Annotated in this window: 11 protein-coding genes; 5 read left to right on the top strand and 6 right to left on the bottom strand. The window is 71.1% G+C overall.

Annotated elements, in window-relative coordinates; translation table 11 throughout:
• Positions 1–7: 7 nt before the first annotated feature.
• Positions 8–964 carry an endonuclease/exonuclease/phosphatase family protein gene (locus tag K3769_RS08715; protein WP_267025859.1) on the bottom strand — a complete coding sequence of 319 codons (957 nt, stop codon included), beginning with the start codon at positions 962–964 and terminating at the stop codon, positions 8–10.
• A gap of 170 nt (positions 965–1,134) precedes the next feature.
• Between K3769_RS08715 and K3769_RS08710 the strand changes: the two genes are divergently transcribed.
• From K3769_RS08710 to K3769_RS08700, 3 genes are all read left to right on the top strand, one after another.
• A complete protein-coding gene (locus tag K3769_RS08710; protein ID WP_267025858.1) occupies positions 1,135–2,691 on the top strand; it encodes an amidohydrolase in 1,557 nt (518 codons plus the stop codon).
• Positions 2,692–2,837: 146 nt separating this feature from the next.
• Complete coding sequence (locus tag K3769_RS08705; protein ID WP_267025857.1) at positions 2,838–3,572, top strand: DUF899 domain-containing protein; 735 nt, start codon at positions 2,838–2,840, stop codon at positions 3,570–3,572.
• Positions 3,573–3,736: 164 nt separating this feature from the next.
• A complete protein-coding gene (locus K3769_RS08700; protein ID WP_107017824.1) occupies positions 3,737–3,904 on the top strand; it encodes a DUF8839 family protein in 168 nt (55 codons plus the stop codon).
• Between the two features lie 44 nt (positions 3,905–3,948).
• Here K3769_RS08700 and K3769_RS08695 read toward each other — a convergent pair whose 3' ends face one another.
• From K3769_RS08695 to K3769_RS08685, 3 genes are all read right to left on the bottom strand, one after another.
• Positions 3,949–5,805 carry an ABC transporter ATP-binding protein gene (locus K3769_RS08695; RefSeq protein ID WP_267025856.1) on the bottom strand — a complete coding sequence of 619 codons (1,857 nt, stop codon included), beginning with the start codon at positions 5,803–5,805 and terminating at the stop codon, positions 3,949–3,951.
• 453 nt (positions 5,806–6,258) lie between these two features.
• On the bottom strand, positions 6,259–6,717 hold the full coding sequence (locus K3769_RS08690; RefSeq protein WP_267025855.1) for a hypothetical protein: 459 nt from the start codon (positions 6,715–6,717) through the stop codon (positions 6,259–6,261).
• Positions 6,718–7,003: 286 nt separating this feature from the next.
• Positions 7,004–7,603, bottom strand: a complete 600-nt coding sequence (locus tag K3769_RS08685; protein ID WP_267025854.1) for an ATP-binding protein — start codon at positions 7,601–7,603, stop codon at positions 7,004–7,006.
• Between the two features lie 178 nt (positions 7,604–7,781).
• Between K3769_RS08685 and K3769_RS08680 the strand changes: the two genes are divergently transcribed.
• Both K3769_RS08680 and K3769_RS08675 read left to right on the top strand, forming a co-directional pair.
• On the top strand, positions 7,782–8,642 hold the full coding sequence (locus tag K3769_RS08680) for a Sco1979 family transcriptional regulator (protein WP_267025853.1): 861 nt from the start codon (positions 7,782–7,784) through the stop codon (positions 8,640–8,642).
• On the top strand, positions 8,643–8,906 hold the full coding sequence (locus tag K3769_RS08675) for a DUF397 domain-containing protein (protein WP_107017598.1): 264 nt from the start codon (positions 8,643–8,645) through the stop codon (positions 8,904–8,906). It abuts the gene before it with no gap.
• Positions 8,907–9,140: 234 nt separating this feature from the next.
• Here K3769_RS08675 and K3769_RS08670 read toward each other — a convergent pair whose 3' ends face one another.
• The gene (locus tag K3769_RS08670) at positions 9,141–10,628 is read right to left on the bottom strand and encodes a glutamate synthase subunit beta (RefSeq protein WP_267025852.1); all 1,488 of its coding nucleotides are present in this window, start codon (positions 10,626–10,628) and stop codon (positions 9,141–9,143) included.
• A gap of 189 nt (positions 10,629–10,817) precedes the next feature.
• Positions 10,818–11,297, bottom strand: a complete 480-nt coding sequence (locus tag K3769_RS08665) for an anthrone oxygenase family protein (protein WP_267025851.1) — start codon at positions 11,295–11,297, stop codon at positions 10,818–10,820.
• Positions 11,298–11,581 lie beyond the last annotated feature (284 nt).

Raw genomic sequence — 11,581 nt, 5'->3', positions numbered from 1 at the left:
GAGCCGGCTAGGGCGCTATCCGCGCCCACACCGGCGCGTGGTCCGACCCCGTCGCGTCCCGTCGCCCGTCCGCCTCCTCGTCGACCGACGGCAGCGGCGTCTCCAGGAGCGGCGCCCCCGCCCCCGCCCCGGTCACCCGGTCGAGAAGCCGGTGGCTGACCAGGATTTGGTCGATCAGTTCGGGACGACCGGAGTGAACGCGCGAGAAACGCTGCTTCTCCGGTATGAGGGGAGCGATGTTCCAGAGCCGTACCGCGTCACCCTTGTCCGGCCGGCCGAAACCGGGAGTGCCGATCTCGGAGCCGGGCGGCCCCTGCGGGATCTGTGTCGTCGCGGCGGTGACCTCGTCGTTGAAGTCACCGAGCACGGCCACGTGCCGCTCCTTGCCCCGGCCGCCGAGGAGGTTGTCGGCGAGGGCACGCAGCGTCGTGGCCTCGGCTGCCCGCCGGTACAGGGCGTACGCGCCGTAGCGGGCCCGCTCACCCTCGTTCCGCGGCTGGAACCGCCCGCCCGGGTACGTCAGCAGCTTCGACTTCAGATGGCAGACCGCCACCGACAGGGTCACGCCCGTGCCCGGCAGCACCCCCTCCACCGCGAGGAGACCGCGGCCCGTGCGAGGTACCGGTTCGCCGTCGTCGTCGCCCTGGACGGGCCGCAGCGGCGCGGGGAACTCATTGGTGTCGGTGATCGTCCGCAGCGCCGGCCGGCTGAGGAAACCGACCCGGATGCCCCGGCTGTCCGGATGCGCCGAGAGCACGGTGTGCCAGTCGCCGTCGAGCAGCCGGACCAAGTCCTCCAGCGCGGCCGGGTCGCCCACCTCCTGCACACCGAGCAGCGTGGGGTCGAGTGCCCTGATGACCCCGGCCAGCGTGCTGAGCTTCGCCTTGTACGCGGCCTCGGTACGCGGGCCGAACGCCCCGCCGGGCCGGTACAGGTTCTCCAGGTTCCAGGTGCCGAGGAGCATGCCGGGCTCCTTCCCGGACGAGCCTTCCCAGGGGCGCCGCCCGTCGAATGGTGAGGCCGAGGGACGGTCCTCGGCCTCAGAGTGCGCGCGAACGCGCCCCCGGGACAGGGCGGGGACAGGATGCGTGGTTCACGTCACCCGGCGGCACGATCCCGCCGTACCGTGGCGTGATGACCTCGCCCGAGCCCCCGCCCGACGCGAAGACCGCCCCACCGGGTTCCCCGGCCGCCCGCGCGCCGGAGCCCGCCGATCTCGTCATCACCGGATGCACCGCCCTCGTCCACGACGAACGCGAAGGCGGGCGGGAACGCGAAGGCGGACGCGGACGCGGACGCGAGGGCGAACGCGGAGGCAGAGGCATAGGCGGAAACGGAAGCGGAAGCGGAGGCGGAGGCGGAAGCGGAGGCGAACGGATCGCCTTCGTCGAGGACGCCACCATCGTCGTACGCGGCGGCCGTATCGCGACGATCACCGGCGGGCGGGCCGCCTCGCATGCCGCGCACCTCCTCGCGGCGGGCCTCGCCGACCCCGTGCACATCGACGCCCGCGGCCAGGTCGCGATGCCCGGCCTGATCAACTGCCATACGCACACCCCGATGGTGACCCTGCGCGGCATCGCGGAGGACCTGCCCCTCGACGAGTGGTTCAACGACGTCGTCTGGCCCATCGAGTCCAACCTCCAGGACCGGGACATCGAGTTGGGGGCGCGGCTGGCCTGCGCCGAGATGATCAGCGGCGGGGTCACCTGCTTCGCGGACCACTACTTCTCGATGGACGTCGTCGCCGCCGTGACCGCCGAGAGCGGTCTGCGAGCCAACCTCGGGCAGGCCTTCTTCTCCTCCCAGGGAGCCGAAGGACGCGAGCGCTCGCTCGACTTCGCCCTCCGGCACCATGACACCGCCGACGGCCGCATCACCACCTCGCTCGCCCCGCACGCGCCCTACACCGTGGACGACGCCGACCTCGCCGCGACCGCCCGGCTCGCCCGCGAACACGGCCTGCTCGTGCACATCCACGCCGCCGAGAACCGCGACCAGACCGACGCGAGCCTCGACCGCCACGGCCGTACGCCGATCGAGATCCTGGCCGCGGCCGGTCTCCTCGACACCGATCTGCTCATCGCGCACGGCACCGGCATCGTGGAGCGCGACCTGCCCGTCCTCGCCCGCGCGACCGGCCGGATCGGCGTGGCCGGCGCACCCCGCGGCTACCTCAAGTTCGCCTGGCCCACGACCACTCCGGTACGAGCCCTGCGTGAACTCGGCATCCCCGTCGGGCTCGCCACGGACGGGGCCGCCTCCAACAACTCCCTGGACGTATGGGAATCCATGGCGCTGACCGCGCTGGCGCAGAAGTTCACCGAGGCGGACCCACGATGGCTCACCTCCCGGCAGGCACTGCACCACGCGACGCTGCAGAGCGCCCGGGCGGTCGGGCTCGGCGAGACGATCGGCAGTCTCGCACCGGGGCGCAGGGCCGACATCATCCTGGTGGACCTGAGCGGCCCGCACACCCAGCCGGTGCACGATCTGGCGGCCACCCTCGTGCACAGCGCCCGCTCCGGCGACGTACGCACGACGATCGTCGACGGCCGGATCCTCATGCGCGACCGAGAACTCCTCACCCTCGACGTCCCGGCGGTCGTACGGGAGATGAACGCACGCATGCCCGCCCTCATCGACCGCGGCCACGGCCACGGCAAGCGGATCCAGAAGTACGAGACCTGAGACGGGAACCTCGGCTCGCCGCCCGCATACGTCTGTTCTTGTGCAGCTGTTCTTGTGCAGCCTGAAAAGGATTCTTCCGCTCACCGATGAGTTCCGACGTCTCCTTCGGTCCACCCCTGACAAGGCACCGCACCGAAGGAGTAGCGATGACGCTTCCGCGGATCGTGTCGCGCGAGGAATGGCATGCCGCGCGCGAGGAACTGCTGGTCAGGGAGAAGGCCGCGACCCGGGCCCGGGACGCGCTCAACGCCGACCGGCGACGGCTGCCCATGGTCGAGATCGACACGGAGTACGTCTTCGAGGGAGGCGACGGCAAGGCGACACTGCTGGACCTCTTCGCGGGGCGGCAGCAACTCATCGTCTACCACTTCATGTTCGCGCCGGAGTGGGACGCGGGCTGCCGAAGCTGCTCGGCCTTCGTCGACCAGATCGGGCACCGCGCGCATCTGCGGGCGCGGGGTACGGAGTTCGCGGTGATCTCCAGGGCGCCGTACACGAAGATCCTGCCCTTCAAGGCGCGGATGGGGTGGACGCTGCCCTGGTACTCGTCGTACGGCAACGACTTCAACTACGACTTCCAGGCGTCCTTCACGACGGGCGCGGGCGCGGGCGCGGGCGACGAGAACGGGGCGGGCGGGGACCGTGGGGAGCCGTACGAGCGGCCGGGGATGAGCTGTTTCCTGCGGGAGCGGGAGCGGATCTTCCACACGTACTCGACGTATGCGCGCGGCCTCGACGGGCTGGGCTCCACCACGAGCCTCCTGGACCTCACGGCGCTCGGCCGGCAGGAGGAGTGGGAGCAGCCCGAGGGGCGCGCGTCGTCGCTGGGCGCGCCCGCGGGCAGCGAGCGCCTCCGCTACCACGACGAATACGAGGACTGAGCGCGACGACCCTTCGAAGCGGTCGCCCGGATGTTCCCCCATCCGTCGTGACCCTGTGTCGGGTACGTCTCAGTAACGTCACTTCGCGAGACCTTCACCCCATGATGAGCGTTTAACTCTTCAAGGGCTCCTACGGGAGCAGCGCCACATGGAGGTACACGATGTTGAACGGTCGAACGGTGCTGGAGCGCTTTCCGGCCGGTGGGCCGCGTGGTTCCTGGCCCGCGGAGGAGTTCGCGCAGGCGCGCCGCCTTGAGGGGCAGCACGTCGACGTCGTGATGGACCTGTCGACGGACACCTTCCTGGTCGTCGTGCGGGAACTCGTCGAGTAGGGAGCCGACCCGAGGTCCTCAACCCGCCTGGGCCCGCCTTCGCCTCAACCCGCCTTCGGCACCGGCACCGAGAACTGCCCGGCCTGCAGTCCGTACAGCTCGGCGTAGACACCACCCGTGGAGAGGAGCTCGTCCGGAGTGCCCGATTCCACGAGTCGGCCCTGGTCGAGGACGTGCACCAGATCGGCATGGCGCACCGACGCCAGCCGGTGCGTGATGAGAATCACGGTCTGACCGGTACCCGCCAAGGCCCGGATCTTCTCGAAGACCTCCAGTTCGGCACGCGCGTCGAGAGCCGCCGTCGGCTCGTCCACGACCAGGATCGCGCCCCGCCGGTACGCCGCCCGCGCGATACCGAGCCGCTGCCACTGGCCGCCCGACAGCTCGTGCCCGCCGCTGAACATCCGCGCCAGCAGCGTGTCGAGACCCCGCGGCAGATCCGCCACCACGTCCTCGGCGCCGGCCTCCGTGACAGACGTGTCCAGCCGCTCGTCGGTGAGCGGTGCCGAGGCCCGGCCGATCGCGACGTTCACCCGGGCCGTGAACGGCCACCGCTTGAAGTCCTGCGCCACCATCGCGATCCGCTCCGCGAGCTGATGCCGGTCGGCGGTCGCCGCGTCCACGTCGTCCCACAGGATCCGGCCGCGCTGTGGGGCGTACAGGCCGGACAGCAGTTTGACCAGGGTGGTCTTTCCGGAACCGTTCTCGCCGACGAGTGCCACGATCTTGCCGAGCGGCACGCTGAGCGTCAGGTCCGACAGCGCGGGCCGGGCCGCGCTGCCCGGATAGGTGAAGGTGACGTTCTCGAAGCGGATCTCCCGCGGCTGCTCGGGCAGCACCGCGCCGCCGACCGGGATCGTGCGCTCGGCCGCCTCCACGTACAGGCGCTGCAGATCCCCCACGAACAGGGCCTCCTCGTGGAGCGTGTTGACCTCCAGGACGAGCGTGTCGAGGTTCGCGGAACCGGTACGGATCGCGATGACCGCCGTACCCGCCACGGACAGTGCCATCGCACCGGCCAGCAGCAGCCCGCCGAGTGTCGCGTACGTCGCCACGGTGGCGAGGCCGGTCCAGGCGGCCGCGATCAGGCCGGTCCGGGCCTCCAGGCGGGCGAGCCGGGCCTGCTCGGCCTCGGCGGCCTCCGACATCGCGCGGAAGTGCCGCAGCAGGAACGGGCCGACGCCGTGGACGCGGATCTCCGGCGCGGCGGCGGGCTCGGTGAGCAGGTTGCCGATGAGCCGGCCGGCCCGGGCGTGCTGCACCCAGGCGTGCCATGACGCGTAACGGCGCCGGGCGATGGTCAGCGCGCTCCAGGCGCTCGGCAGCGTCATCGTCATCAGCAGGGGCAGCAGGGCCGGGTGCAGCACGGTGAGGACGCCGGCCGCCGCGACCAGCGAGATCATCGCGTTCACCACGCGCGTGGCGATCCCGATCATGCGCCGGGCGGACGAGGCGCCGTACTGCGCGGTGTCCAGCAGTTTGTGGAACGCCTCGTCCTCGATCGCCGACAGTTCGACCGTCGCCGCCCGTTCCAGGTACAGCTCGGTGGCCACGCGCTCCACCTTCGGTTCGAGGCGGCCGGTCGCGTACGTCGAGGCGCCCCGCAGCAGTGCGGCGAGCAGCGTCACCACGGCGACCGTGATGAGCGCGGGCGCCGCGTCCCGGAGCCGGTCCGCGACCGGGCCGCTCGCCATCAGCCGGCCCAGGACGCTGTTGACCGCCAGCAGACTCACCGCCTGGGCCAGACCGCGGCCCACCTCCGCGCCCAGGACGGTCCGTGCGGCGCGGCGGTCCGCCTGCCAGGCCAGCCGGAAACTGGACGCGAGCAGGGCGGGCAGCCGCGTCACCATGGCGCGGAAGTTCAGTTCCATGAACGCGTCGGAGTGCTGCGACCAGCCCATGTCGTAGCGGAGCGGGCCGCCGAACAGGAGGCGCTCGGACTCGGAGGGCTCAGGCCCGTCCGCACCGGGTTTCTCGCTGTCGCGCGTGACCTTCTTCGACGTTTTCGACGTTTTCGGTGCTTGCGGCGTTTGCGAAGTTTTCGACGATCCCGCCGACCCGGCAGACCCCACCGATGACCTCCCCGATCCGATCGTGGGCGAACGGCCACTATCGCGGTGCCGGGCGCTCTCGGGCAGGGCGCGCGCCCGCATCGGTACGGCGTATCCGGAGCACGCCCGGCGCTCGTGGCCGCGCGACGTGCGATGCCATCGGGACGCCGAGCGGGCCGTCGTCGGCTCGCCCGAGGCCGAACTGGTCAGGTTCGGTCAGGTCAGGTCAGGTCCGGGCGGAGGTCGTACTGGTCGGGTCAGGCGGGTCGTACGGGTCGGGCCAGGTCCGGTCGGTCGTACGGATCAGGCGCTGATCGGCCGCGACCAGGCCGGCGGCGTCCCGGTCACCCGGCACAGTGCCAGGTAGAGGGGGATCGGCGGAGTGTACGGCAGCGTGCCGTCGGGCGTGTGGATCAGCCCGGGAAAGGTCGGCGAGGCGGGAACGAGCGCGCCCGTGGCGTAGTGCGCGGGCGAAGGCCACTCCAGTGCTACGTCCGAGTCGGAGGGCACGAGCCACCACCAGTGCGTGCTGTCGGCGTACACACAGCCGACGCGTGGCAGCCGGGGCATCAGCAGCGGGCCCAGTCTCGCGGGCGTGGCCACCGCGTCGCAGCCCAGTGGGGCCCGCATGCCCTCCGGCACGGCCAGTGGCCGCGGCGCGCCCGGACCCGGGCCCGAGGCCGTCCGGCCGCGCTCCATGCGCACCAGCGTGTTCAGGTTCAGCACCCTTGGCGTACCGGCCGAGGTAGCCCTCACACCCATTCAGCCCCCGCTCGTGTTCCCAATGTCTTCGGTCCCGTTCGGTCGGTCCCGCCCGGGTCGGTCCTGGCTCTACGGTGTCGCGCCACCCGCGCCACCCGCGCCACCCGGCGACACCGGTGCTGACGCCGAAGCCGAAGTCGACGCCGACGTCGAAGCCGCCGGTGATCGCGCTGCCGACGCTGATGGCGGGTGGTGGTGGCGATGGTCTTGCCGGTACAGATGGTGTTGCCGGTGGTGCCGATGCTGTCGGTGATCCCGATGTCAGGCCGGGGCGGAACGATTCAGGTCAGAACCATTCATTCCCGGCCGGGGGTATGTGTACCCCTGTCGGCGAGGAGCCGGCTGGGGCCGGCCGGCTCCTCGCACTCCAGCCCAGGTCCGACCGCGGCTCGACGCCGTTGTTCGCCGTCCGCGGCAGTTCCGCCCAGACCAGCAGTCCGGGACCGGTTTCCTGGGCGCCCCAGGCAGTGCACATCGCCGCCACGAGAAGCAGTCCCCTCCCGTGCTCCTCGTCGGGACGCTGTGGCGACGGGTGGGGCTCACCCGGCGCACATCCCTCGTCACGAACGGCTATCCGTACCAGGTCGTCGCCGTCGTGCAGCTCGCACACCACATGGCGGCTCGCCGTGTGCACGATGGCGTTGGTGACCAGTTCGGAGACGACGAGCTCTGCCGTGTCGCAGGTGTCCTCGCAGACCGCCCAGCCCGAGAGCCGGGCCCGCGTCAGGTGCCGGGCCTGTGCTGCTGAGCCCGGATGTGCTGCCAGCTCGAAGCGGAACCGGCGCTCGGCCGCCGTGTCGGGGCGCACCCCGGCGGTGACGGTAAGACGGTCTCGGTTCACGGCTGCGGCTGTTCCTAACGGCGCGGACGGAATCACGCTTGCCACTATCTCCCCGTCGTGAACACTTGGCAAGTGTCACTCTGAAAATTGCAGAGTGCAGTGTTCTGAGCAGTATGGCCATGGCACACTGCTCGCAACAGCACGTGGCGCGGCGTCAGTTGGGTACCCGTACAGGGCCCGAACGGGCGCCGCCCCGGCTGTCTGGACAAAAGTGGAGGTGGACGTGAGCGAGCCGCGGTCCGCGCCGACGGTCGGGCAGGTCGTCCTCGGACGGCGCCTGCTGGACCTGCGGGAACGCGCGGGGCTCAAGCGCGAGGAGGCGGCACGCGTCCTGCGTGTCACCGCCGCCACCGTCCGTCGTATGGAGATGGCCGAGGTAACCCTCAAGATCCCGTACCTCCAGCTCCTGCTGAAGTCGTACGGCGTCTCCGACGGCGAGGCCGACGCGTTCGTCATGCTCGCCGAGGAGGCGAACCAGCCGGGCTGGTGGCAGCGGTTCCACGACATCCTGCCGGGCTGGTTCTCGATGTACGTGAGCCTGGAGGGCGCCGCGGCCCTCATCCGTTCGTACGAACCCCATTTCGTGCCCGGAGTGCTGCAGACCGAGGAGTACGCGCGTGGAGTCATGCATTCCGGCGCCGTCGGACAGACCAGACCCGAGGACATCGAGCGGCATGTGGCGCTGCGCATGCAACGCCAGGAGCTGCTGACGCGCGAGGGCGCGCCGCGGTTCTGGGCCGTGATGGACGAGACCGCCCTGCGCCGCCCGGTCGGCGGCCCCGAGGTCATGCGCGGCCAGATCGACAGACTGCTGGAAGCCACGACACTGCCGAATGTGACACTGCAGGTCGCGCCCTTCTCCTCGGGGCCGCACGCGGGCACGTACGGGCCGTTCGTGCTGTTCCGCTTTGCCATGCCCGAACTGCCGGACATGGTCTACAGCGAGTACCTGACCGGCGCGGTCTACCTGGACGCGCGTACCGAGGTGGCAACCCACCTCGAGGTCATGGACCGCATGGCGGCCCAGGCCGCCACTGCACATCGCACGAAGGAGATCCTGCTGGATCTCCGCAAGGAGCTGTGAATGGATCGCATCAAGTCCCGGATACGCCTCGCGCGGATCTACAACGGCATGCCCGCCAGGGAACTGGGCAGCGAAGGCTGGCACAAGCCGTGGAGCGGTGGGAACGGCGGCAACTGCCTGGAGGCGATGAAGCTCGCCGACGGCAGGATCGCGGTTCGTCAGTCCGCCGACCCGGACGGTCCGGCTCTCATCTACACGCCCGGCGAGATGACCGCGTTCATTCAGGGTGCCAAGGCGGGGGAGGCGGACTTCCTGCTCTCCTGAGGTCGCCCACGACGTCCCGGTGCGGTTGCTGCAGAACCGTTTCCTCGGGCGTCTCGCCCGGCGTTCCTCCGAGCGTTCCCGGGGGTGTGTCGCAACGCGGCACGGCAACCGGGAACGCCGCCTCGATGACGGCCCCGCCCACCCCGCAGTGCACGTACACCGGCTCTGGGGCCGCACGCCCGACGCCTTGTTCCGTCTCCGCGCACAGAGACGGAACGCCCTCGCACTGATCGACTAGGCCGTCATGGGCCGGTCGTACGGCCCGATCGGTGCGGGCAGCCGGGAGTCGCCCGTCAGTCGGCGGTCCACCGCTGCCGCCACCGCCCGGCCCTCGGCGATGGCCCACACGATGAGGGACTGGCCGCGCGCCGCGTCCCCGGCGGCGTACACCCCCGGCACATTGGTCGCGAAGTCCGCGTCCCGGCTGATCGTCCCGCGCGGGCCCACGGCGAGACCGAGCTGTTCGACGAGGCCGTCGGAACGGTCGGGGCCCGAGAACCCGAGCGCCAGCAGCACGAGATCAGCGGGGAGCACGCGCTCGCTGCCGGGACGCGGCCGGCGCTCGGCGTCGACCTCGACGAGGTGCAGCGAACACACCCGGCCGGCCGCGTCCCCCGTGAAGCGAAGCGTGGACGCCGCGAAGAGTCGGGCGTCCGCGTCGGCCGCGGGCGAGGCCCCCAGAGCCCCGGCCTCCTCGTGCGCGGCCGACAGCCGGTAGATCCGCGGATACACCGGCCACGGCTCGGACTCCTCGTCGCGCTCCGCACCGGGCTGCGCGTAGATGTCCAGCTGCGTCACGGACCTCGCGCCCTCGCGCACCGCCGTACCCAGGCAGTCGGCCCCGGTGTCACCCCCGCCGACGATCACCACGTCCTTGCCCGCCGCGGACAACGGAGACGCCTCCAGGTCACCCTCGCACACCCGATTGGCCAGCGGCAGATACTCCATCGCCTGATGGACGCCGCCCAACTCTCTCCCCTCCACCGCCAGTTCACGCCATGCCGTCGCGCCCACGGCGAGGACGACCGCGTCGTGGCGCGCGAGCAGCCCGGCCGCCCCGATGTCCCGTCCGGCGGCGGTCGACGTACGGAACTTCGTACCCTCCGCCCGCATCTGCGTGATCCGCCGCTCCAGATGCCGCTTCTCCATCTTGAACTCGGGGATGCCGTACCGCATCAGCCCCCCGATCCGGTCGTCGCGCTCGTACACGACGACGGTGTGCCCGGCCCGGGTCAACTGCTGCGCCGCCGCGAGCCCGGTCGGACCCGAACCGATCACCGCGACGGTCCGCCCCGACAGCCGGTCCGGCGGACGCGGCGGAACGAACCCGTCCGCCCAGGCCCGGTCGGCGATGGCGACCTCGACGTTCTTGATGGTGACCGCCGGCTGGTTGATCGCCAGCACACAGCCCGCCTCGCACGGCGCGGGGCACAGGCGCCCGGTGAACTCGGGAAAGTTGTTCGTCGCGTGCAACCGGTCGCTCGCCTCGCGCCAGTCGTCGCGCCCGACCAGGTCGTTCCACTCCGGGATCAGATTGCCGAGCGGGCAGGCGTCGTGGCAGAAGGGGATGCCGCAGTCCATGCACCGGTCGGCCTGTGTCCGGACGATCGGCAGCAGGGCCCCGGGGACGTACACCTCGTCCCAGTCACGGACCCGGTCCTCGACGGGCCGACGTGGCCATTCCTCGCGGGAGGAGTTCAGGAAACCCCTGGGATCGGCCATGGCCGTCTCCCTCACGTACAGGCGCGGGGCCCCGCACGGTGTTCGCCGCCGTCTTCGGCTCCACCCTGCCCTGTCCGACGCCGTCGGCGGGGCGGTGGGCCGCGAGGCCTGTGGGCAGACTCTTCCCGCCACGATACGACGCCGCGGCGTGGTCCGCCCCAGGTGGACGCCGCCCCCGGTGGGGTGCCCTCAGGTCAGCGCCAGCACGTACAGGATCGCCCCGGCCGCCGCGGCGACCATCCGTATGTGGTTCCACATCGACCACTCGCTCACGTAGGTGGGCCAGTACGCGATGGCCTCCGGGGTGCCCGGGTCCATCTCCGCCAGCTTGTTGTTGCGCGGGACGTTCGCCGCGACCGTGACCCCGAAACAGCCGAACAGATACAGCGCGCTGCCCAGCAGCAACTCCACCGTGCCCTCGTCGGGCCACAGTACGAAGGTGACCACCGCGATCACGGCGCACAGCGCGGCCGACCCGATGAACACGAGCATGAAGGCCGGCGTCAGCGCGGTCACGTTGATCGCCTGCATCGCCGCGACACCCTGCGCCGGCGGCAGCGAGGCCAGTCCCTTCATCACGAACGTCGAGAACGCGCAGAACACCCCGGCCACCAGCCCGGTGCCGAGCACACCCACCACGGTGAGCACGAAGTACGGTCCCTCGATCATGGCAACCCCCGCGTAAGCAGAACCTATGGTCAACAACTCGCGCACCCGTTCCCGAAGCCGTGAGGGCCGGACCGCCCCGAACCTCGAAAGCCTGCCCGGCGCCCCCTGCCGCCACAAGTGAAATGCCGGCCGGTGAGGGTCACCGTGGCCGGGTAACTCGACGCCCTGCCCGGGCGTCCGGGCGTCTCACCCACGCCACGGCCACGCACGCCACGGCCACGCACGCCACGGCCATGCACGCGACAGCCACGCATGTCACGTCCATGCACGCGACAGCCACGCAT

Origin of the sequence: Streptomyces ortus (assembly GCF_026341275.1) — a bacterium.
Lineage (GTDB): Bacteria > Actinomycetota > Actinomycetes > Streptomycetales > Streptomycetaceae > Streptomyces > Streptomyces ortus.
Note: the sequence above shows the minus strand (reverse complement) of the source record. Positions and strands in the feature narration are given on the sequence as shown.